The 21641-nt window shown below is 63.4% G+C and carries 19 protein-coding genes and 1 pseudogene; 12 read left to right on the forward strand and 8 right to left on the reverse strand.

Annotated elements, in window-relative coordinates; all coding sequences use genetic code 11:
• Positions 1-120: 120 nt before the first annotated feature.
• Both AC0J5Z_RS04005 and AC0J5Z_RS04010 read right to left on the reverse strand, forming a co-directional pair.
• On the reverse strand, positions 121-1224 hold the full coding sequence (locus tag AC0J5Z_RS04005; protein ID WP_475037588.1) for a sulfite oxidase: 1104 nt from the start codon (positions 1222-1224) through the stop codon (positions 121-123).
• 163 nt (positions 1225-1387) lie between these two features.
• On the reverse strand, positions 1388-2422 hold the full coding sequence (locus tag AC0J5Z_RS04010) for an aldo/keto reductase (RefSeq protein WP_475039530.1): 1035 nt from the start codon (positions 2420-2422) through the stop codon (positions 1388-1390).
• Between the two features lie 280 nt (positions 2423-2702).
• On the opposite strand from AC0J5Z_RS04010, the gene AC0J5Z_RS04015 reads away from it, so the two are divergent.
• A complete protein-coding gene (locus tag AC0J5Z_RS04015; RefSeq protein ID WP_475037590.1) occupies positions 2703-3194 on the forward strand; it encodes a flavin reductase family protein in 492 nt (163 codons plus the stop codon).
• A 25-nt stretch (positions 3195-3219) separates the two neighbouring features.
• Here AC0J5Z_RS04015 and AC0J5Z_RS04020 read toward each other — a convergent pair whose 3' ends face one another.
• Complete coding sequence (locus AC0J5Z_RS04020) at positions 3220-3609, reverse strand: hypothetical protein (protein ID WP_475037591.1); 390 nt, start codon at positions 3607-3609, stop codon at positions 3220-3222.
• Between the two features lie 38 nt (positions 3610-3647).
• A complete protein-coding gene (locus tag AC0J5Z_RS04025) occupies positions 3648-4097 on the reverse strand; it encodes a hypothetical protein (protein WP_475037592.1) in 450 nt (149 codons plus the stop codon).
• Positions 4098-4284: 187 nt separating this feature from the next.
• Here AC0J5Z_RS04025 and AC0J5Z_RS04030 point away from each other — a divergent pair, with 187 nt between their 5' ends.
• On the forward strand, positions 4285-4689 hold the full coding sequence (locus tag AC0J5Z_RS04030; RefSeq protein ID WP_475037593.1) for a YchJ family protein: 405 nt from the start codon (positions 4285-4287) through the stop codon (positions 4687-4689).
• Positions 4690-4692: 3 nt separating this feature from the next.
• On the opposite strand, the gene AC0J5Z_RS04035 is transcribed toward AC0J5Z_RS04030, so the two are convergent.
• The gene (locus tag AC0J5Z_RS04035) at positions 4693-6657 is read right to left on the reverse strand and encodes an acyl-CoA dehydrogenase family protein (RefSeq protein ID WP_475037594.1); all 1965 of its coding nucleotides are present in this window, start codon (positions 6655-6657) and stop codon (positions 4693-4695) included.
• Positions 6658-6718: 61 nt separating this feature from the next.
• Positions 6719-7021 carry a hypothetical protein gene (locus tag AC0J5Z_RS04040; RefSeq protein WP_475037595.1) on the reverse strand — a complete coding sequence of 101 codons (303 nt, stop codon included), beginning with the start codon at positions 7019-7021 and terminating at the stop codon, positions 6719-6721.
• A 291-nt stretch (positions 7022-7312) separates the two neighbouring features.
• Here AC0J5Z_RS04040 and AC0J5Z_RS04045 point away from each other — a divergent pair, with 291 nt between their 5' ends.
• The 3 genes and pseudogenes from AC0J5Z_RS04045 (at position 7313) to AC0J5Z_RS04055 (ending at position 13291) form a co-directional block, all read left to right on the forward strand.
• A complete protein-coding gene (locus tag AC0J5Z_RS04045) occupies positions 7313-8770 on the forward strand; it encodes a DUF3375 family protein (protein WP_475037596.1) in 1458 nt (485 codons plus the stop codon).
• Positions 8763-9635, forward strand: a pseudogene (locus tag AC0J5Z_RS04050) (DUF4194 domain-containing protein); the annotation flags it as partial. The gene AC0J5Z_RS04045 and the pseudogene AC0J5Z_RS04050, both read left to right, overlap by 8 nt.
• Positions 9636-9823: 188 nt before the next feature.
• Entirely contained in the window at positions 9824-13291 is a 3468-nt protein-coding gene (locus AC0J5Z_RS04055; protein ID WP_475037597.1) for an ATP-binding protein, read from the forward strand.
• 100 nt (positions 13292-13391) lie between these two features.
• On the opposite strand, the gene AC0J5Z_RS04060 is transcribed toward AC0J5Z_RS04055, so the two are convergent.
• Positions 13392-13886 carry an FBP domain-containing protein gene (locus tag AC0J5Z_RS04060; RefSeq protein WP_475037599.1) on the reverse strand — a complete coding sequence of 165 codons (495 nt, stop codon included), beginning with the start codon at positions 13884-13886 and terminating at the stop codon, positions 13392-13394.
• Between the two features lie 460 nt (positions 13887-14346).
• Here AC0J5Z_RS04060 and AC0J5Z_RS04065 point away from each other — a divergent pair, with 460 nt between their 5' ends.
• The 7 genes from AC0J5Z_RS04065 to AC0J5Z_RS04095 all read left to right on the forward strand — a co-directional run bounded on the left by AC0J5Z_RS04065 (position 14347) and on the right by AC0J5Z_RS04095 (position 21321).
• Positions 14347-15417 (forward strand): iron-siderophore ABC transporter substrate-binding protein, encoded by a 1071-nt coding sequence (locus AC0J5Z_RS04065; protein WP_475037601.1) that lies wholly within the window; start codon positions 14347-14349, stop codon positions 15415-15417.
• A 5-nt stretch (positions 15418-15422) separates the two neighbouring features.
• Positions 15423-16538, forward strand: coding sequence for a FecCD family ABC transporter permease (locus AC0J5Z_RS04070; RefSeq protein WP_475037603.1), 1116 nt, complete (start codon positions 15423-15425; stop codon positions 16536-16538).
• A 113-nt stretch (positions 16539-16651) separates the two neighbouring features.
• Positions 16652-17632, forward strand: a complete 981-nt coding sequence (locus AC0J5Z_RS04075; protein WP_475039532.1) for a FecCD family ABC transporter permease — start codon at positions 16652-16654, stop codon at positions 17630-17632.
• A gap of 1 nt (position 17633) precedes the next feature.
• Positions 17634-18458 (forward strand): ABC transporter ATP-binding protein, encoded by an 825-nt coding sequence (locus tag AC0J5Z_RS04080; RefSeq protein ID WP_475037605.1) that lies wholly within the window; start codon positions 17634-17636, stop codon positions 18456-18458.
• Positions 18455-19510, forward strand: coding sequence for a siderophore-interacting protein (locus AC0J5Z_RS04085; RefSeq protein ID WP_475037607.1), 1056 nt, complete (start codon positions 18455-18457; stop codon positions 19508-19510). Before AC0J5Z_RS04080 ends, AC0J5Z_RS04085 begins: the two co-directional genes overlap by 4 nt.
• A gap of 156 nt (positions 19511-19666) precedes the next feature.
• Positions 19667-20503 carry an SGNH/GDSL hydrolase family protein gene (locus AC0J5Z_RS04090; protein ID WP_475037609.1) on the forward strand — a complete coding sequence of 279 codons (837 nt, stop codon included), beginning with the start codon at positions 19667-19669 and terminating at the stop codon, positions 20501-20503.
• Entirely contained in the window at positions 20500-21321 is an 822-nt protein-coding gene (locus tag AC0J5Z_RS04095) for an SGNH/GDSL hydrolase family protein (RefSeq protein WP_475037611.1), read from the forward strand. Before AC0J5Z_RS04090 ends, AC0J5Z_RS04095 begins: the two co-directional genes overlap by 4 nt.
• Here the strand turns inward: AC0J5Z_RS04095 and AC0J5Z_RS04100 are convergent.
• Positions 21297-21584 (reverse strand): YciI family protein, encoded by a 288-nt coding sequence (locus tag AC0J5Z_RS04100; RefSeq protein WP_475037613.1) that lies wholly within the window; start codon positions 21582-21584, stop codon positions 21297-21299. The genes AC0J5Z_RS04095 and AC0J5Z_RS04100 overlap by 25 nt on opposite strands.
• Between the last annotated feature and the right edge of the window lie 57 nt (positions 21585-21641).

The following is a 21641-nucleotide window of genomic DNA, read 5'->3' on the forward strand; positions in this document are numbered from 1 at the left end:
CGAGATCGCGGGAGAGCCACCGAAACCTCGGGGAAGCCACCGAAACCGCCGGAAAGCTCCGGCGATCATGCAGGGTTGCAGCGGTCTCGGCGAGCCGAGGCGAATGCCGCGCCCGAGAGACTATCGAACCGTCACCTCAACCACCTGTGCCATGTTATTCCCGATGCCTTGGTAGTTCCACACCTGGTCTGTGGGCTGCAGCGCACCCGACGTATCCATCGCCCGACACCGCAGCACGTGCTCGCCCGGGCTCGCGACCCACACCATGGACCATGAGCGCCAGGCAAAGTCGCCCAGCGCCGGTTCGAGGTGCGCCGGCATCCACTCGCCGTCGATCCCCACCTCCACTCGCTCCACCTCGCCGTGCCCCGACCACGCGCGCCCGTGCAGCATCACCGGACCGGCATCCACCACGCGTCGTCGAGTGTAGAAGTCCGGGATTCCCGGCGGAATCATGAGGGAGCGGACGCGAATATGGCTCACGGGTATGCCTGGCCCGTCAGCACCTTGAAGATAGTGGTAGGCGACGGCCTGCTGGAAACCCATGAACCGAGACTTCACGGCCTCGATCGACGTCAACCACTTCACACTCGCCATGCCGTACCAACCCGGCACCAGCAGCCGCAAGGGGAACCCGTGCTGGATAGGCAACGGGTTGCCGTTCATGGCGTAGACGAGCATGACTTCCGGGTGCGTCGCCTCTGCAATCGAGAGGCTGCGCGCATAAGGCTCTTCGACGCCCCCTTGGATGCCGTTGTCCGCGCCGGTAAAAACAAGCTCGACGGCGTCACTCGCCAAACCGGCTTCCTCCAGCAAGGGTGCCAACGGGGTTCCGGTCCACTCCGCCGTGCCCACAGCGCCGAGAACCCACGGTTGGCTGACGGGACGGGGCTGGAGAAGCGACCGACCGTTGCCTGCGCATTCAAGAGTGACGGGCATAGTGACGGCTGGCCGGGCTTTGATGTCCTCAAGACTCAACTCAAGGCTCTGATTTACGGCGCCACCCAGCCGTAATCGCCATGTCTCCGCGGAAACGTGCGGGATATCAAAGTGGATCAGCAGGTAGTGAAGGCCGGCCGGCGTGATGTCGTCGTGCAGGGCTTCGAGTGGCATCGAGTGGTTTCGCCCGGAAAGTTGCAGCTCCTCGTGGGTCAGGGGACCTGTGGTCGGCTGCCCGGGGGCGGCGGTCTTCGCTGCTCTTTGTTTGACATGGTGCTTGGACATGGGACGGCGGCGTTCTACTGGAAGCTAACGCTGCGGAGTGCCGCAGCACTTAGGTCAAGGATCACGCCGCGGCCGGACCCGCGTCAATAGTTCGTTGTGAGGCCTGCTTTGCGCGCCAACGTGAGCACAGAGCGCGCAAAGCAGGCCTCACAACGGAAGGGGACTACCGGCGTCGTAGTTCCGGGTACTCAAGATGGGGTGCAACGGTGCCGGCGTCGCGCTCAAGGAAGTTCACCGCCGGTGCAACAATGTCATCGATTTCGTCGAGGACCGCCTCGCTCAGCACCACATCTGCGGCCTTCAAATAGTCAGTGAGGTGGTCCTCGGTTCGCGGCCCGATAACCACGCTGGTCACTGCCGGGTGGTTCAGGGCGAAGCCCACGGCAAGCTGGATAAGGGTCAGCCCGTGGCGGGCCGCAAGCTGCGCCAGGGCATCTGCCGCGTGCAACTTGCCCTGGTTAAAGGGCGCGTTGACGTCGAAGCGGCCCGGAACCGCAGCCGATCGCGAACTTTCAGGCTGGCCCCCGCCAACGCGATAACCGCCCGCGAGCCACCCGCCGTCGAGCGGTCCGTAACTCAAAACGCCGACGCCGTACTGCTGGGTGATGGGGAAAACGTCCCGTTCATTCGCGCGCACCAGCAGCGAATACGGAACCTGGTCCACCACAGGCGGGGTCAGGTGGTTCGTGTTCGCGATCCACTGTGCCTCCACAAGCTGGGCGGGGCTGAACACGGACGTGCCGTAGTACAGGATCTTGCCCTGCCGAATGAGGTCGTTGAGGGCCGTGATGGTTTCCAACAGGTCAGTGTTGTAGTCCGGGCGGTGCGCTTGGTAAAGGTCGATCCTGTCCGTGTTCAGCCGCCGCAAGCTGTCCTCCACAGCCCGAACAATCCAACGGCGCGAGTTTCCCGCGTGCGCAGGGTTGGAGCCCATCTGGCCATGGAACTTGGTGGCGAGGAAAACGTCGTCGCGGCGGCTGTGGATGGCCTGGCCAACCACAGTCTCGGCCTCGCCCTGAGAGTAGATGTCAGCTGTGTCAACGCTGGTGATGCCGGCGTCGAGGGCGGCCTTGATGATCCGGATGCTCTCCGCTGGACCCGTGGGTGCGGCACCGGTGCCGAAGTTCAAGGTGCCCAGAGTGAGGGGGCTGATCAGGGCGCCAGTGCGTCCAAGCGTTCGTAGCTCGTTGAGGCTCATGTCGGCTTCCTGTGGTGGGACAGTGCTGGTGTCCAAGCCGGCGTCTACGGCCATGGACTGGATGTTCAATCGAGGCTACACACGGCCGCCGGAGGCATAAACGCAAATGGTAGAAGTTCTTCGTTTTTCGTCTTGCGAGGTAATGGAAGCGGCCTTACTTCGCGACATTTCTTGACACGCGGCAACACAAATGTCTTTCGAATCAACAAATATTGCCGTTCCCGGGACCAGGTGAATTATGGGAAAGGAACTCAGGCAACGCACGATAGGGGACAGCAGAATGACTCAGACCACAGTGGAAGAAACGGCAGCCATCAAGGCGGCTTTTGCGCAGTTCCCATCCGGAGTTGCCGCGTTCAGCGCGATGGTGGATTTTACGCCTGAAGCATTGGTGGCATCGTCCTTTACCGTTGGCGTTTCACTGGAACCGCCGTTGGTGATGTTCGCCGTCCAGAACTCCTCCACAACCTGGCCGAAGCTTCGCCAAGCCCAGCGCCTGGGTGTATCGGTGCTCGCCGAGGGGCAGCAGGCGGCAGCGCTCCAGCTGGCCTCCAAGACGCGCGACCGTTTCGCCGGGCTGGAGACCAGCGTGAGCGACTCGGGCGCAGTGTTGATCGACGGCGCGGTGTTGGGCTTCGAATGCCAAATTGTCTCCGAGACGCCGGCCGGTGATCACGCGATCGTTGTGCTTGAGGTCAAGGCGACCATCATCAACCCCGAGTCCAAACCCCTGATCTACCACGGCGCGGCGTTCCGGCAGTTGGCCGCGTAGGCCTCGCCAGAAGCGTAGGTATCACCTAGGAGTTGCGGCTGGCGCCGCTGAGCGAACCTTTTCGAATCGGGCTCGGAGACTTTCCATTCTTGGAAGTGTTCGAGCCTGGCTTCTTCTTCGCTCCATTGCCCGAGGTAGAGCTGCTGGCCTCGCCGGGGTTCGTGGGCCCGCTCTCCGGCTTCTTGGGTGGGAAGTCCGGGCGATTGGGGGCCGGAGTTTTGCCGTTGGACGACGGCGTGGGCTCGTCAAGGTCGCGGACCGTCACCTTAACGGCGGGCGGCTGTTGCGCTCTGGCGCGGGCGGCCGCCCGTTCATCTGCTTTTGCCACAGCGTCCGCCCAATCCTTTGCGAGCACAGGTGGTTCCTTGGCGGCTGCAACAACGATTGGATGGTGCGCGGTCTGATGTTCGACCACTGACTTGACCTCCGCCGGTTTCGGCAGATTGCGGGGGTCTACTTTGGCCTTCCACGCGCCTTCCTTAAGCACAGAAGACGCACCCAAGAGTCGCCGTCGGGCGCCTGCAAGGAGGTTGCGCTCGGGCCGGGCGCCGGCTCGGCGGGCGCGGCAGCCCCAGGCGCGGAAACAGCGGTCGGCGCCGGCGCGGAAACAGCGGCGGGAACCAAAGCAGGCGCCGGAGCCGCGGAAGGTGCGGAATCATCGGCGTCCGCAGCCACGGGGTCAGGCACGCGCGAGGGGTGCTGGGGCAGGTGAACAATGGGAGTGTTGGCCTTCTTGGGGAAAATCCCAACCATTGCCAAGAGGATGATCGATAGCAGTCGCCCAACTCCGGCGACCACCAGAGTGATGATGACGATCAACCCGAGACCCAGGAACATCAGGACTGCGAGTCCCAGTGTGCCCAAATACGTCAGGTTGATGGCGAGTGTTGTCGGATCCTCCACGTTAGCCTCCCCTGGCCGTCGTTTTGTGATGCGCCCATTGCCCACCCAGCTTGCTTATATAGCCTAAGGTCCAGCACCGACGGAATCACGCCCCGCCCCACACTCTGGCGGGGTTGTTTCAAAGCTGTTATATGGCGTGGGAAAATATGTTGCCCAGCTCTCATTTTTAGCCTTGGATTGGGACCTTGTGACCCCTGACTTAGCCCGACTCCGCAACGGCGCTTGCCCATGCCTCTCCGGGGAGCAGTACGACGATTGCTGCGGACGCTTCCACCGAGGCGACGCCGACGCGCCAACCGCCGAGCAACTCATGCGTTCCCGGTATTCGGCCTTCGTCGTCCTGGATCCGGACTACCTCCTGCACACCTGGCACGCTTCCACTCGGCCAGCGTCCATGGACCTCGCTTCAGACATGGAGTGGCGCAGGCTGGACATCGTTTCCACCTCGAAGGGCGGTCCCTTGGACACGACCGGCACAGTGGAATTCGCCGCGCATTACAGGCTCGACGGCGAACGCGGCGTCCAGCGCGAATACAGCCGCTTCGTCCGGGAGGGCAAGCGCTGGTACTACGTGGACGGGGACGTTCGCTAGCGGTTACCGGTAGTTGCGGTGCAGGTTCTCCTTGGTTGACGCGCCCGGCGAGGCATCGCCGATCCAGGGGCCCGTACCTTCGGACTGGTCCAGGACCCCGGCTTCCAACCAGACGTAATCGCCGGCGAGGACCTTGCGCGAAAGGTCGTGATCGCCGTCGTCAGTATTCCTCCACAGTTGATCGAAATATTCGTCCACCCGCACACGGGCCTGCTCGCAAAACGCCTCGGCCAGCTCGAACGCCGCTGCGCCCTGTTCGGGGTGGGTCCGGAGAAGCATTTCGGCCCGCGAACAGCACGCGGCCATGGCGAAGAGCTCAGCGCCGATGTCCACGATCCTGCCCAGGAACGCCTGTTTGTGCTCCAGCTTTGCCTGCCACCTGCCCATGCCGTAGAAGGTCTGCCGGGCGAGCCGCCGCGACGACCTTTCAACAAACCGCAGCTGCTTGCCCAGGCGTCCGAACTCCGCATAGGACCGAGGATCCATGCCGGCGCCGGCCACCAGTTTCGGGAGCCAGCGAGCGTAAAAACCGGAGGCCCCGACGGCGGCCCTCGCCTTGTCCTGAAGGCTCGCATCCGCGGAGGCGAGGTCGCCTGCAGCTGCCAGGTGGGCGTCCACGGCCTCGCGGGCGATGAGCAGTTTCATGATCTCGCTGGAGCCCTCGAAAATCCGGTTGATGCGGAGGTCGCGGAGCAGTTGCTCGGCCGGCACTGCACGCTCGCCTCGGGCTTCCAGGGAGTCGGCGGTTTCGAAGCCCCGGCCGCCGCGGATCTGCACCAGTTCGTCCGCGATTCGGCAGCTCAGTTCCGTGGACCACAGCTTGGCCAGGGCGGCCTCGATCCGGATGTCCTTCAGCCCGGCGTCGGCCATCTCGGCGGACAGTTCAAACACGGCCTCCAACGCAAAAGTGGTGGCGGCGATGAATGCGATCTTCTTGCCCACGGCCTCGTGTTTGCCCACCGGCCGACCCCACTGGGTCCTCGCGTTGGACCATTCACGGGAGATCTTCAGGCTCCACTTTCCGGAGGCAACGCACAGGCCAGGGATGGAGAGCCGTCCAGTGTTCAGGGTGGTGAGCGCAATTTTGAGTCCTTGACCCTCCCGGCCGAGCCTGTTGGCGGCGGGCACCCGGACCTGGTGGAAGCGGGTTACGCCATTCTCAATTCCGCGGAGGCCCATGAACGTGTTGCGGTTCTCCACGGTGATGCCGGGTGAGTCCATCTCCACAACGAACGCGGAGATGCCACCCTTATGCTCGGTCCCGTCAGCATCGGTATGTGAGGGAACCCGGGCCATAACCACTACGAGTTCAGCGATGACACCGTTGGTGGTCCAAAGCTTCACGCCGTCCAAAAGGTAAGAGTCGCCGTCGTCGGACAATACGGCAGTGGCGCCCATGCGCGCGGGGTCGCTGCCGACGTCGGGCTCTGTCAGGAGGAAAGCGGTGATGGCGCCGGCGGCGCAGCGCGGCAGGTATTCCTGCTTCTGCTCCGGCGAGCCAAATTCCTTCACGGGCTCGGGGACCCCGATGGATTGGTGGGCGGAAATCAGGGCGCCGAGGCTCGGGTGGACCGACCCCAGCAGGGCAAGCGCACGGCCGTAATAGACCAAGGACAGGCCAAGGCCGCCGTACTCGCGCGGGATTTTCATGCCGAAGGCGCCAAGGTCTGCCAGCCCTCTGAGGTACTCGTCCGGGATCTTGGCGTCGCGCTCTATGACGCGGCCGGACATGGTTTTGGCGAACGCCAGCAAGCGGGTCATGAACTCTTCGCCCCGCTCCACATCCTCGGGTTTGGCTTGTGGCCATGGGTGGATGAGGCTGAGGTCGAAGCTGCCCAAGTACAAGCCCTTGGCGAAGCTGGGCCGGTTCCATTCAGTTTCGCGGGCGGCTTCGGCGACGGCGCGGGCTTCTTCTGCGGTGGCATTGACGCTTGCGGCAGTGAGGCTGCTGTCAGTGGCGGACGTCATGGGGTAACTCCTCTAGCCGGTGTACCGGATGGAGCCAGGGTCCGCCTCGGGTGGGAACCCTTCAGCTGTCCCTCAATGCTACCCGCGAGTAGCTACCCGTGCTAGGGGAAATCTGGGGCTGGAATTCGGCCGGAATTTCCACTTGACCAGCGTGGTGAACCAGACGGTCCCACGCAAAGTTAATGCCATGAACCAAGCCGCCCAGCACCGCCTTAATGGCGTACCAAGCAATGCCCATGGTTCCAATAAGAATGATTGTTGCTATTGCTGCTGCTGCGATGAAAGCCACCAAAATTGCGGCGAACATCAGCGTTCCAATAACTACGTATGTGCCTGTTTCCAGCGCAGTGAAATCGAAATCCATGGTTCCCCCCGGAGCGACGGTGCGTGGGTCGGCGCAGCATGGCTGCGTCGATGATCTGACGATAGGGGTGGGGATGCTTTCCTGCCAGTGCAGAATCGCGCAGTACTCGCGTTGATATGGGATCGAAACCATAACGGACCGTAGGTTACGAAATGGTTGCGACGGCGTGCTTCGAAAGGGCCCGACGACGGCACTTCAGGCCCGCCCGACAGTTCGGCGACGCTCTGCGTTAACCTTGTACGGGGCAGTTTTCGCTGCCAGCCAGGTTTCGCAGCAGCTGAAGGAGAGTAGTTGTCCCGTTCAGCCATGTCCCCCGCCGACGCCATCAGCGCGAGGCTCCGCGACCTCGAACAGCTGACCAAAGGCCCTGCGTGGGCTCTGACGCGGTCGGCGCCTTGGGTGATCGCGGTGCTGCAAGCATCCTTCACGCGCACCCGGCCGCAGCTTCCGCTCGAAGAGTTCCATGCCGACGTCGACGCCTTCCTTGAGCAGCTCCGCCGGCAGGACCCGGCGTTGGGCGGCCAGCAGAACGGCAAGCTTTTCGGCGACGAATGGACCCGGAAGCAGTTCCTCACGCGGCGCAACCAATCAGGTCAGATCGTTTACGAAGTCACCGAACCCGCGGCCCGAGTGCTTGCGTTCCTGGACAGCCTCGCAAGCGAGCGCTCCACGCTGAATGGCTCGCGCCTCGGCACGCTGCTGGGTGATGTGGAGAAGCTCGCCAACGAGACTAATCCAGATCAGAGCGCGCGGTTGGAAGCCCTTGAGGAGGAAATCCAGGAGCGCCAGCAACTGGTGGAGGACATCAGCTCGGGCGAGTTCGACGGCCTTTTGGATGATGAGGAAGCCGTTGAAGCAGCAGGCAACATCCTGGACCTCGCGGCAAGCCTGCCTGCCGATTACAAGAAAATGCGTGACCGCATCGAGGAACTGGTGGGCGAGCTCCGCAACCAGATCATCGAGGAGTCCCTGAGCAAGGGCGCCACGATGGCTCAGGTTTTGGAGGCCGACAAGCGCCTGCGGCAAAGCCCCGAAGGACGTACGTTCCGATCGTTCACTGCCTTCCTGGAGGATCCGCAACAGCAATTGCGGTTCCGTTCAGCGATCGGTGAGGTGCTGAGCCGGCAATTTGCGGACGACCTTTCGCATGAGGACCGCGAAACGCTGAAGAACCTGGTGGCCGAGTTGCGTTATCAGCACAGCCAAATCCAGCGGATTTACGGCAAGCTCTCCGAAAGCCTGAATACGTACATCCAGAGTGACGATGTCCGGCAGTCCGTCAGCCTGCGCAAGGTGCTGGCCGAGGCCGAGCAAGCCATCCGATCGATGCCGTACGAACGCGACCGCTCCGGCCTGGTGCGCGGGCCGGTTCTGTACAACGCCGGGTTCGAGTCGCTGGCCATGGTTAAGCTCTTCGATCCCGACGAATTTGCCACACCCCCACGCCTGGCCGATCCCATCGCATTCAGCGACTCGGACCGGGTGCGTTCAGCGCGCACCGGCAAGGCCAAGCCGGCTGTCGTTCGGGCAGCCATGGCCGGCGCAGCCACATTGGGCGACGCATGGGAAAACCTGCCCGCCGAAGAACGGCACATCAACACCGTGCGCACGCTGCTGTCCATGGCGCTGCAGACGGGCGCGGCCTTCGACAGGGCCGCGTGGGAACACATCGACTTCGAACAAATCGACGGCAGCATCCGCACGGCTTACCTGCCTGTCGTCTCGCTGAATAAGGATTCTGATGACTGAGGAAATCACGACGACGGACGTCACCGAAGCGGACGAGGTCACCGACGAGGGGACTGACGTCAGCGTCGAGGCGGTTGAGGCTGCCGCTGATCAGTCTGCTGAGCCCGCACCGGAAATCAGCCACTCGGACCCGTTCCGGGTCACTCCGAGGGACACGTTCGTGGACGGCGCGGCGCTCTTCCCTGGAGACACCGGTGTGCTCCCCATGAAAGTGCGCCATGCGCTGGTGAAGTTGCTGAAGGGCCCATACATCGACGGCGGCCGCGACGAGAAACTATGGACCACCCTGCTGGACAACCAGCTGATCCTCCGCAGCCGGCTCTCCGAACTGTTCCTCACCCTCCAACTCGATCACGACCGCAAAATCGCAGTTCTGCGACCTGTCGATCCTGAAGTCATCGGCGCCGGCTCCCGCTCCAGCATCCTGCGTCAGCAGCGTGCCCTTAGCCGAGTGGAGACCATCGTCCTGCTGCGTCTGCGCCTCCTGCTGGACCGCCACGTCACGGCCCAGACGGACCCGACGATCACCCGCGAAGAGATCTCGGACCTCGTTGCCAACTACACGCCCGCCGGCCAACAAGATGCGCTGCGCGACTCCGACGTGGTCACCCGAACCATCACCAAACTCCTGGCTCGCCAACTTATCCTCCCCACCCCGCTGGACGACAGCTACACCATTAGCAACGCCCTCCCCCTGGCTCTTCCATTCGAAAACATCGGCGACATCCCGGCCCAAATCGAGGCACTGATAGCAGTAGCAGCCGACGAATCCGGAACAGAGCCCCTCCTGGACCTAGACCCTGATTCCAACCAAACCACTCCCACCGGTGACGACGTGGACGACGACGCTGAAGACGATGGGTCCCCTGAGGTGAGCGCCGCCGTCGAGCATCCTTCTGAGAAAATCGATGACTCCGATGCAGTCCGGAACGGCACGAGCGGCGATTCCGGGGACATGCGGCAGCATGCGTCTAAGCGAGGTACGAGCGAGCATGCAGAGCATGTGTCCGGTACCGCCGCGATAGGCGACCCGGCAACAGAGGAGGCAGGCAAGTGACGATCGCAAGCATGCTCCCGCTCGGCGAGCTCACCAACCCCGGCCAGATGCGGCTCGCCTTGGTCCAAGTGGTCAACTGGGGCACTTTCCATGGGGCGCACACCATGCACGTGGACCGCAAGGGCACCCTTCTCACTGGTAACTCGGGCGTCGGCAAGTCGACTCTCTTTGACGCGATGCTCCGCGTGTTTGATGCCCGCCCGCGCTCGAACGAGGCCGCTGCCCAGCGTTCCGGCGGTGCTGTGGAGGACAAGAGGACCACGTTCACTTACATGCGCGGCAAGGTGGGTGATAAGGCGGTGGGGGACAGCTCGGCGAGTGCCTTCCAGCGCCCGGGCGCCACGTGGTCCGCCGTCGCGCTGACGTTTGATAACGCGGCCGGCACGAAGGTGACGGTTTCGGCGCTGTTTGATCTGCCGAAGAACGGCACGGAGTCGAGTGTCGGGCGCTTTTACGTGATCGACAGCAAACCGTTGGACCTTGAAGCCATTGAGGGTATCGCGCAGAAGCGGTTTACCAAGGGCGCGCTGGAGTCGATCTTCCCCGACGGCCAGGTCTTCGACGTGCACAAGGCGTTCGCCGAAAGGTTCCGCAGGCTCCTGGGCATCAACTCGGACCAGGCGCTCCCGCTGCTTCGCGTAATCCAGGCCGGTAAGGGTTTGGGCGGCAGCGTGAATACGTTCTTCCGTGACCAGGTGCTCGATGCTCCGGCCACGCTGGCTGCCGCTGATGATGTGGTGGAGGAGTTCAGCAACCTGATGTCGATTCGGCAGCGGTTGGAGGACGTCCGGCAGCAGCGAGACCAGTTGGCTCCGGTTCCGGGGTTGAACAAGGAGTACGCGCAAGCGCTGCTGGACGCGAACCGTCTCCGGGAGTTGACCGGCGAGGAGTTTGAGGCTTACAAGCAGCAGCTTGCCGTCACAGTGCACGCCAAGACGCTGGCGCGTTTCAAGGAGTTGGCTCAGTCCAAGGCCCAGGAACTGGCGGCCGAGCGAACTGTGCGGGACGCCTTGGCCAAGGAGCTCCGTGACCTTGAGCTGGATTACAACAACCGCGGCGGCAACGCGATTTCGGCGATTGAGCAGTCGTTGGAGAACGCAAGGGTTGGCCTTAAGTTGCGTCAGCAAGTTGAGGATTCGGCCAAGAAAGCGTTGGCCGACGCCGGACTGAACCTTGAGTGGTCCGCCGAGGGGTGGGACCAAGCGCATGAGCAGGCAGCAGCCCGCTCGGCGGAGTTGAAGGACGATTCCGAGGCGCTCAAGGAGCTTCGTTTCGAGGCGTTCGACGGCCACGCGACAAAGAAACGCGAGCTTGCCGCGGCCCAGCAGGAGTTGCTTTCGCTCCGTTCGCGAAAGTCCCTGCTGCCGCCGTCGAGCATTGAAAACCGCGCTGCAATCGCGGCCGCGACCGGCGTCCCGGAAGAGCGGATGCCTTTTGGCGGTGAGCTGATCGATCTGGCAGAGGGCCAGGATCAGTGGCGTCCGGCCGCCGAACGTGCGCTGCGCAACCTCGCCACCACGTTGCTGGTTCCGGGCGAGCACTTCCCGGCAGTTACCCGCTACTTGAATGACAACACCGTCCGGGGCGCACTCCGCGCCGTCGATGTGTCCAAGCCGCTCGCCGGAGGCGCGCTTGCTGTGGAGGACGTGTCCGACGGCGACCTCTTGACTAAGTTGAGCATCCTTACTTCGGGCGCCAATGCCGACGCCGGAGAGTGGATCCGCGAGCGGATCGCCTTGGACTTCGCGTACCCGTGCGTCGAGGATCCGGACGAGCTTGCATCGATGGACAAGGGCCTGAGCTTGGGGGGCGTGGTCAAGCGCAACCGGCACACCGTGGAGAAGGACGACCGTTTCACGAGCCGCCAGGATTACGTCCTCGGATTCGACAACGCCTCAAAGCTCGAACTCGTTGCGGCACGCGTGGGCGAGCTGGAAAACGAGCTCCTGAAGGCCGCGGAACTTGCCCAGAGCCGCGAGGATTCGCACCAAGGCATGGCCCGTCAGCTCGAAGCGCTGCGCCGGGTCGCTGAAGATGAGCGGCCGTGGGAGCAGGTCTCCGCAGCCGTTGCCGCAGATGAACTTGCCAGGATCGAACAGCGCTTGACGGACGCTTTGGCCGCGCAGGCGGACCTTGAGCCGTTGCGTGCCAACATCGAAACCGTGCGGGAAAAGCACCAGTCCTCCACAGGTACGGCCGCCGTCCTGCAGAGCGAATACAAGGCGCTGGACCACAAGATGACCACGGCGGACGGCCTGCTCGATGCGGCGAGGTTGAAGCTGGAGCAAGCACCGCCGTCGGGTTCCACCGTCACTGCGCTGGAACCATACTTCGCCGGCGTCGCTGAAGTCTCCGAGCTGTACGAGCTCGACAACCTCGCCAACAGCGTCCGCAACAAGCTGCTCGACGAGTTGCATGCAGCGGAATCCCGCGGCCAAGCGACGGCCGAGCGGCTGACCCGCATGTTCGAGGCATTCGTGCGCGACTGGGGAAGTGCCATAAGTGCCGATCACGGCACATCGATCGGCGCCGCCGGGGACTTCGAATCCCGGTACCACGCGATCGTGAGCGACGGCCTGCCAGCTCAAGAGGCCGAATTCCGGCTGTTCTTCAACCAACGCACCCACGAGTCCTTCAGCACGCTCCTGCATTTGCTGGATGAGGAGCGCCGGAGCATCACCAGCCGCATCCTGCCCCTCAACGGCATCCTGTCCGAGGTGAACTTCCACGAGGGCAGCTTCCTGGAACTGGACATCAAGCAGACACTTCCGGCCACGGCCAAGCAATTCAAGGATGCGATCCAAAACGCCCTGAAGGCGAAGCACACACGGCCGTCGCGCGGCGCTGCCGCTGGTTCGGCGAGCGAAATGGACGACGACGCCGAGCTCACTGCGCGCTACAAGTCGTTGGAAACCTTGGTGAAGCGGTTGGGATCGCAGACTCCGGAGGATCGCCGTTGGCGGGCTGAGGTCCTGGACGTCCGTGGACACCTGTTCATTCAGTGCAAGGAGCACCGCGAGGTAGTGAAGGCCGGTGGCGCTGCCAAGTCCGGCAAGAAGAAAACCGAAGTCTTTATGCACGCCGACACCGGTTCCATGTCCGGTGGTGAGCGCCAGCGTTTCACGGCGTTCATCATGGCCGCGGCTCTGAGCTACCAGCTGGGCATCGCCGAGCAGGGGTTCACGACGTATGGCACTGTGATGATGGACGAGGCGTTCGTGCTGGCGTCCGAGGAGTTCGCGGGCGCCGGTATCAAGGCCCTTCACGAGTTCGGGTTCCAGTTGCTCCTTGCGGCTCCGGAAAACGTGATTGATCTGTCGAGGCACCTCGGCTCCGTCACGGAGATCCTCCGGGACAAGCGCACCAATCGATCGGGCGTGCTCACGGCTCCGGTTATCGCCGGACCGGGCGAGCCCGGTGCATGGCGGTCCGAAGCCAACCCCGTGGACATCGTCCTGCGCTGACGTCACCTCTTATCCGGCGGGCCCAAGTAAGTAGCAGATGATGCCCTTTTGAAGGTTCTAAACGGCACCTGCTGCTACCTACTTGGGCTTGTTTCTGGAGCTACTTCGCGCGGACGCGGTCCAGGAACTGTTCGGTCCTGGACTCCAGCCCAGCGATTTGTCGAACTACGACGGCGGCCGGGTCCGGGTTAATCTCGTTGGCGGGCGGTTCCTTGCGCACGTTGGCGCTACAGCCGAACTCGGCGCAGATCAGTGTCCCCACGGTGTTCCCGTCCTTCCCGGATTGTCCGGCTTTCTTGGCGACCCACAGGTAAACGTCGTCCTTCGAAAACACGTCGCGGCAGAGTTCGCAGAGGACTACGCGCCTCTTCCCGGAGCCACCTTCGGGAGCGCGGAGCATGATCCCGGTGAGCTTGCCCCGGTGGGGAACCACGAGGTACCCGCGCTGGGGCATCTTTTCGTCCCGCCAACCCAGGAACTCGAGGTTGTCCCAGTCAAGGGTTTCGAAGTCGCGGGGGAGGTTGGCCTTGGCTGCCTCGGAGCGACTGGCGTTGATGAAGGACGAACGGATCTGTTGGGCAGTGATTTTCTGCATGGCAAAGCTTCTTTCGGAATGGTCGACGTCCGCGCACTGAAGATGGGCGCGGGGGATGGTGGGGAGCGTCGGTCATCACGGAACAGCTAGTGGGCAGGGCAATGAGACCCCATGGAAGCGGGTGCCTTGAAAGCCTAAAGAGATGCCGACGTGTGGGGGAGTGCCAAGCAGGCCAAAATGGCCACCTCGCCAACCATGGCTGCAGCAACTGAAACAGTGCGCATGCTCATCCCCTTGTCGTGATCCTTGGAAGCGGTAGTCCGCTGCCGCTAATACTTTCAAAACTTCCGGGCGGATGTCCACTGAGCGAGCGTTTGTTTGAAGGGCGCGGGATGTGAGAGAGCGTGTGATCTGCATCTCATTTGGGTCATGCGTTGGATTAGGTGACGCAAACGTTTCTTAATTATCGGCAGGCTAGGCTAGCCTTACTTAGGTTCGCATCACTTACTTAAGGAGTCCCGTGGCTTCCCTTCTCCCACGCCGCGCCCTGCTGAAAACAGCAGGAACCGCGACGGCCGCTTTGGCCGCCGTCGCTCTTACCCTCACCGGCTGCTCCACTGGCCCCGCAACTTCCGCTCCGGCAACTGAGCAGGCAGTCTCCGCAACGTTCCCGGTGACCATCAAGAACGTCTTTGGTGAGACCACCATCAAGGAACAGCCCAAGCGCGTAGTTACCGTCTCGTGGGTCAACGACGACATCGCGATCGCGCTGGGTGTTGTCCCGGTTGGCGTTCCCAAGAACGAGTGGGGCAACAACGACAAGGGCTCTACCCCTTGGAAGGATGCAGCACTGGAGAAGCTCGGCGCCGGCTTTGGCACCGACAAGGCTCCGGTCCAGTTCTCCGAGGCTGACGGCATCAACTTCACCGAGATCGCCAAGCTCAGCCCGGATGTCATCCTGGCCGCGTACTCCGGCCTGGAAGAGGCTGACTACAAGAAGCTCAGCGAAATCGCCCCCGTTGTGGCGCAGCCTGAGCTCGCTTATGGCACCCCTTGGCAGGAGAGCACCACCCTGATCGGCAAGGCACTGGGCAAGGAAGCCGAAGCCAAGAAGCTGATCGAGGACACCGAAACCACCGTCAAGGACAAGGTTTCCAAGTTCCCGCAGATCAAGGACAAGACCTTCATCTACGGCAACCTCGAACCCGCCAAGGGTGACGGCGCCAACGTCTACACCGCAATCGACAACCGTCCCCGCTTCCTCTCCGAAATCGGCATGAAGCTGGCTCCGGTAGTCACCGAGAACACCAAGACGTCCACGGACTTCTTCATCCCGTGGTCCGCCGAGAAGGCCAACGAGCTCGAGTCCGACATCTTCGTGACGTGGGTTCCGGACGCCACCACTGCCGAAGCCATCAAGGCTGACCCGTTGCTCGGCCAAATCCCGGCCGTCAAGAAGGGCGCGTTGGTTGCCGATTCGGACAACACCCTGACGCTGGCCATCTCCGCTTCTTCGCCGCTGAGCCTGCCGTGGGCGCTGGACACCTTCCTGCCGCAGCTGGGTAAAGCAGCAGACGCAGCGGGCAAGTAACTGCAATGAAACTGAGTACGACGGCGGCAGTCCAGGGGCGGGGCAACGGCACTTTGGTGTCGGCTGGCCCGGGAGGCATCACCCCTGAAACTGCGGGAACCGGAGGGGGAACCGGCTCCCGCGGCACCGCAGGCAAGCGCACCGCTTGGCTGCTGGTGGCCGTCGTCGTACTCACAGCAGTCTGCGCCGCATCCTTGGCGATCGGCGCGCGAGGACTTCCCATCAACAGCGTGTGGGAAGCCCTCACCAACTTCAATCCGGCCGACGGTAACCACGCTGTGGTGATCGCCCGGATTCCCCGCACTGTGCTGGGCCTGCTTGCCGGAGCCGCACTTGGCCTGGCTGGTGCAGCCATGCAAGGCGTAGCCCGCAACCCTCTGGCCGACCCAGGCATCCTGGGGCTCAACGCCGGAGCAGCTCTGGCGGTCGTCGTCGGAATCTACGTTTTCGGCATCGGCTCGCTGTCCGGCTACATCTGGTTCGCCTTCATGGGAGCCGCGGCGGCCGCCGTCGTGGTTTATGCCGTTGCTTCCCTGGGCCGCGACGGTGCGACACCCGTCAAACTAGCCCTTGCGGGTGCGGCCCTGAGCGCCGGCCTGTTCTCGCTGATGAACGTCATCCTGGTTTCAAGCCAGGACACGTTCGACCGTTTCCGTTTTTGGCAGGTAGGCAGCATTGGCGGACGTGACTGGTCCGTCCTCCTTCCCGCGCTGCCGTTCCTCGCAGTCGGGGCCGTGATTGCCCTGGCCGGCGGTCGCATCCTGAACAGCCTGGCCCTTGGCGACGACATCGCCCGCGGGCTCGGCCAAAACGTCACGCTGGCCCGCAGCATCACTGGGCTGGGAATCGTGCTGCTCTGTGGATCCGCCACTGCCGTGGCCGGACCGATCGCCTTCCTCGGCTTGGTCATTCCCCACGCTGTCCGCTCGCTGACCGGGCCGGACTACCGCTGGATCCTGCCGTTCTCCGCCGTTGCGGCCCCCATCCTGCTGATCACGGCCGACATCATCGGCCGCGTGATCCTTCTCCCCGGTGAAGTCCCCGCAGGCATCATGACCGCCATCATTGGCGCTCCCGTCTTCGTTTGGCTCATCCGCCGCGGAAAGGGGGCAGGACTGTGACGGTCCTCAAATCCGCCCCCGAGTTGGCACTTAACACCAATAATTCCCACAAACATGGGCATCATCTGTCACTTCGGCGCCCCACTTTCTTCCTGGGCTTCGCCCTCGTGGTTATGTTCGCGGTGTACGTGCTCCTGGGCAGCTACACGGTGACCATCCCGGACTTCTTGACCATCGTCATCAACCACCTGACGGGCGGCGAGAAAATCCCCGGAGCCAGCTTCATCGTGATGGAGCACAAACTGCCCCGTGCCGTAGTTGGAACCATGATCGGTATCGCTTTCGGCTTGGCCGGCGCACTGTTCCAGACCATGCTGCGCAACCCGCTGGCCAGCCCGGACATCATTGGTATCAGTTACGGCGCCAGCGCGGCGGCCGTGACGGCCATCGTGATCTTCGGTGCTTCCGGAGCAGTGGTTTCCGGTGCAGCCCTCGGCGGAGCGCTGGGCGTCGCGGCCATCATCTACGCAATCTCCCGTGGCGGTTCCGGCGCGGGCGGAGGCAGCCGGGGCAACGCTGCAGGCAACCGGCTCATCCTGGCGGGCGTGGGTATCGCCGCTGCACTACACGCAGTGGTCAACTTCCTCATGACCCGCGCGGACATCCGCACCGCCGCCGACGCACTCATCTGGCTCAACGGCTCCCTCAACTCCGCCACTTGGGATCGGGCAGGCGTCCTCGCAGTGTCCCTGCTGATCCTGGTCCCTGCCGTCATTGCCCTTGCCGGCCCCTTGCGCATCCTCGAACTCGGCGACGACGCCGCTGCCGGCCTCGGGATCAGGGTCAACGCCGCCCGGCTGGCACTGGTGCTGACCGCCGTCGGACTTGCCGCCGTCGCAACTGCAGCGGCTGGTCCGGTAGCCTTCGTCGCTTTCCTCGCCGGGCCGATCGCCCGCCGCATCGTCCGCAAACCCAGCCTCCCGGCGTCGGCCCTCACAGGCGCCATGATCGTGCTGCTCGCAGACTTCTTCGCCTCGAACATCGCCCCCGTCGTCCTCGACGGAACCGTCCTTCCGGTCGGCGTCATCACCGGCGCCCTCGGTGCCCCCTTCCTGCTGTGGCTGCTGGTCACGTCGAACCGAAAGGAGGCCTGACATGGCCATCCTTAATGCCAAGGACCTCACGCTTCAGTACGAGCAGCGCAAGGTGGTGGAGGGACTGACCACCGAGATTCCCGAAGGCAAAGTGACCATGATTGTGGGCGCCAACGCCTGCGGCAAGTCCACCCTCTTGCGCGGTCTGTCGCGGCTGCTCAAGCCAGCCCACGGCGCCGTGACGCTGGACGGCAAGGACATCCACACCCGTCCCGCCCGTGAACTCGCCCGGACGCTCGGCCTCCTGCCACAGCATCCCACCGCGCCGGACGGCATTACCGTGCGCGACCTCGTGGGCCGCGGCCGCTATCCGCACCAAGGCTTCTTCCGCAGCTGGAGCGCAGCCGACGACGCCGCGGTGCAGCGCGCGCTCGACGCCACCGCCACGCTTGAACTCGCTGAGCGGAGCATCGACGAACTGTCCGGCGGGCAACGCCAGCGGGTTTGGATCGCCATGGCCCTCGCGCAGGAAACCGAAGTCCTGCTGCTGGATGAGCCCACCACGTACCTGGACCTCGCACACCAAGTGGAAGTCCTGGACCTGATCACAGACCTCAACCGCAGCCGAGGCACCACGGTTGCGATCGTGCTCCACGACCTCAATCTCGCCGCACGCTACGCCGACCATGTCATCGCCATGAAGGGCGGGTGCATCGTGGCCGAAGGGGCAGCGCCCGTCGTCGTGACAGAAGAACTGGTCTTCAACGTTTTCGGCCTGGAATCCCGTGTGGTTTTGGACCCCATCTCAGGCACACCGCTGATCGTCCCCATCGGACGCCACCACGCACGCCCCGCTTCAACCAACGAACTGGAGATCGCCTCATGAGTGCACAACCGACACAGGCAAAAGCAAGTGCCGCCGTGGAGCCCATGACCCTCGCCTTCGACGTCACCGTGACGGCCGTGCAGGAGCTCAGCACCAACTTCCGCCGCATCACCTTCGGCGGCTACTCACTGCGCGGCTTCGGAGTTGCAGGGGACACTCTGGACCTCCGGGTGAAGTTGATGATCCCGTCCTTCGACGCCTCCGGCAACGTCATTCCGCTGCCTCCCTTCAAGATGGAAGAAGCCGGCTGGTACCAGGAATGGCTGGCCATGGATCCGTCCATCCGCGGCGACATGCGCACCTACACCGTCCGGTCCGAGCGCCTTGACGCCGTGTACCCGGAAATCGACATCGACTTCGTCATGCACTTCGACGACGAAGGCCACGGAGGACCCGCCGCCAACTGGGCTGTTTCTGCGAAACCTGGCGACGCGATCACCATCATCGGCCCCAACAACCGAGCAGCACAGTGCACCACCGCCGGCGCCTACGGTGGCATCGAGTGGCGCCCGGGCCTGGCCCAGCGCGTGCTCCTGGCCGGCGACGAAACCGCCGTTCCCGCCATCAGCGCCATTCTCGAAAGCCTGCCCGCCGACATGACCGGCCACGCCTTCCTCGAGGTACCCGAAGCCGGCGACTTCCAAGACATCTCCACTGCGGCCGATATCGAGATCACCTGGCTCGCACGTGGCGCAGCCATCGGACGCTCACGTCCCCACGGCGAACTCCTCAAGGAAGCGGTCGCCAAGGCCGTTCCCGTGCCGGGCTGGGTAGGGATCAAGGGCGCCGGGACCGCCGCAGGACCCGAGCCCGAAGACGTCAACGTGGACCAGGACATCCTCTGGGAAACCCCGCAGCGCATGGACACCGCAGCCATCGAAGCCACCAAAAACCCCACTCTTCCCGCAGGTGCCCTGCCGTTCTACGCATGGATCGCCGGTGAAGCGTTCGTGATCAAGGAAATGCGGCGGTACTTGGTGCGGGACGTTGGAATTGACCGCAAGCAGGTTGCATTCATGGGTTACTGGCGACGCGGCAAGGCGGAGGGCTAAGCCTCCTCCGTTTCGTCCGCCGCTGCGGCTTGCGCGGGTCACCTTCCGGCGCTCTCTCACTTCCCTCGGGTTTGGGGCGGTCGCTCTCTCACTTCCCGTTGGCTTGTTCACTTTGGGTTGGTTCGGGCTTAACCGGGGGCGGGTAGTTTCGGTGGGGTGCGGGAGGAATTCGGGGACGGGAGTACGGTTCGACGGCGGTATGTCGCCATCGGGGATTCCTTCACCGAAGGCGTGGGGGACCCGAGTAAGGTCCTGCCCAATGGGGTCCGCGGATGGGCCGACCGGGTTGCCGAGAAGTTGGCCAAGGCGCAGCCGGGCTGGGAGTACGCCAACCTGGCGGTCCGCAGTAAAAGGCTCCGTCACATCATCGACGAACAGCTCGAGCCCGCACTGGCAATGGAACCGACGCTCATCACGCTCTATGCGGGCGGCAACGACATCCTCGATTTCGGTACCGATATGGACGCGCTCCTCGATGACTACGAGTTGCTCGTCGCGCGCCTGAGCGAATCCGGGGCCACTGTGGTGCTGTTCACCGGGTTCGACGTGAAGGTCTCGGCCGTACTGGAGCCTTTCAAGAAGCGCAACACCCTGTACAACCAAAGAGTCCGCGACGTTGCGGTCAAATACGGTGCAGTCCTGGTGGACTATTGGTGCTTCGACGCGTACAAGGACTCGCGGATGTGGGCTCCGGACCGACTCCACATGTCAAAGGCAGGACACAAATACCTCGCCGCCCAAGTGCTGGATCACCTCAACGTCCCGCACAAGATCTCCCCGAAGGAATGGGACCCGCCCACCCGAATGTCCATGCGCGAATGGGAGCGCCGGCAGCGCCGCTGGGTCAACGACTGGGTGGTCCCGCTGTTCGGGAGAAAACTACGTGGAGTCACCCTGGGGGATTCCATCAGCCCACGCTGGCCCCGGCCCGTGAAGGTTCCGCGCAAGGGCGGCTTGAAAAAGTTCATGAAAGACCGGGAGTCGGCACAGTGAAAGATCAGATCCGGTTTGTCGCCCTCGGCGATTCCTTCACTGAGGGTGTCGGCGACAACGACCTCAGGCTCCCCAACAACTGCCGGGGCTGGGCGGACCGGGTGGCCGAAGAACTGGCAAGACACGACGAAACCGTGCGATACGCCAATCTTGCCATTCGTGGCCGGCGTCTCCAGCGGATCATCAACGAGCAAATCGAGCCCGCACTGGCCATGAATCCTACGCTGGTCAGCTTCTACGCCGGTGGGAACGACCTCCTGATGGCAAGGCTCAACATGGCACAACTGATCCGGGATTACGAGGCTGCCGTCAAAAGGATCAAGGCCAGCGGAGCCACGGTCCTGCTGTTCACGGGATACAACGTTCCCTTGTCGCCCCTGCTCGAACCGCTCAAATTGCGCACCGCCATCTACAACCGCCACATTCGGCGTATCGCCGCAAAGTACGGAGCGCTCTTGGTGGACTACTGGTGCTTTGAGAAGTTTCAGGACCCGCGAATGTGGGCCCCGGATCGCCTGCACATGTCCACCCCGGGCCACAGCTACATGGCCAAGAAAGTCCTCGAAGTCCTCGGGGCCCCCCACTCGCTGACCTCACCAACGCTCGCCGCTCCCCGTCCGCGGACCCTCGCCGAAAACGTCGCCGACGACGTCGCCTGGCTGAGGCGCGACGTCGGGCCTTGGCTTTCGCGTCGGTTCCGCGGCGTCTCAAGCGGTGACCGTCTGGGGGCGCGGTGGCCGGAACTTATGCCGGTGGTGCTGCCCGAACGGTTGGGTACCGCCCGCGCGGGAACTCAGTTATCGAGCAGGTTTTCGTAACCCTCGGCCACGCTGGTAGCCGTGAATTCGATGATTTCGAACTCGGCCACCCCATTGCTGTAGAACGGGTCCTCGGCCAGGGAAGCTTCCAGCGTTGCCCTGTCCACTTTGGAGAGCAGAACACCACCGGTGGCTGGGACGCGACGGCCCGACGCAAGGAAGGTCCCGGCGTCGAACGCGTCCTTAAGCCAGGCCATATGTCCCGGGCGGTGGAAGTCGACTATTTCGTCGGGAACTTTGTAGGTCAATGAGACGACAAACATGCCGTCAGCCTATCGCCTGGGCCGGGGTCAGGACCTAAGTGAGTAGCGAATTCTCAT

This window comes from Paenarthrobacter sp. TRD_SC_7 (assembly GCF_056156245.1).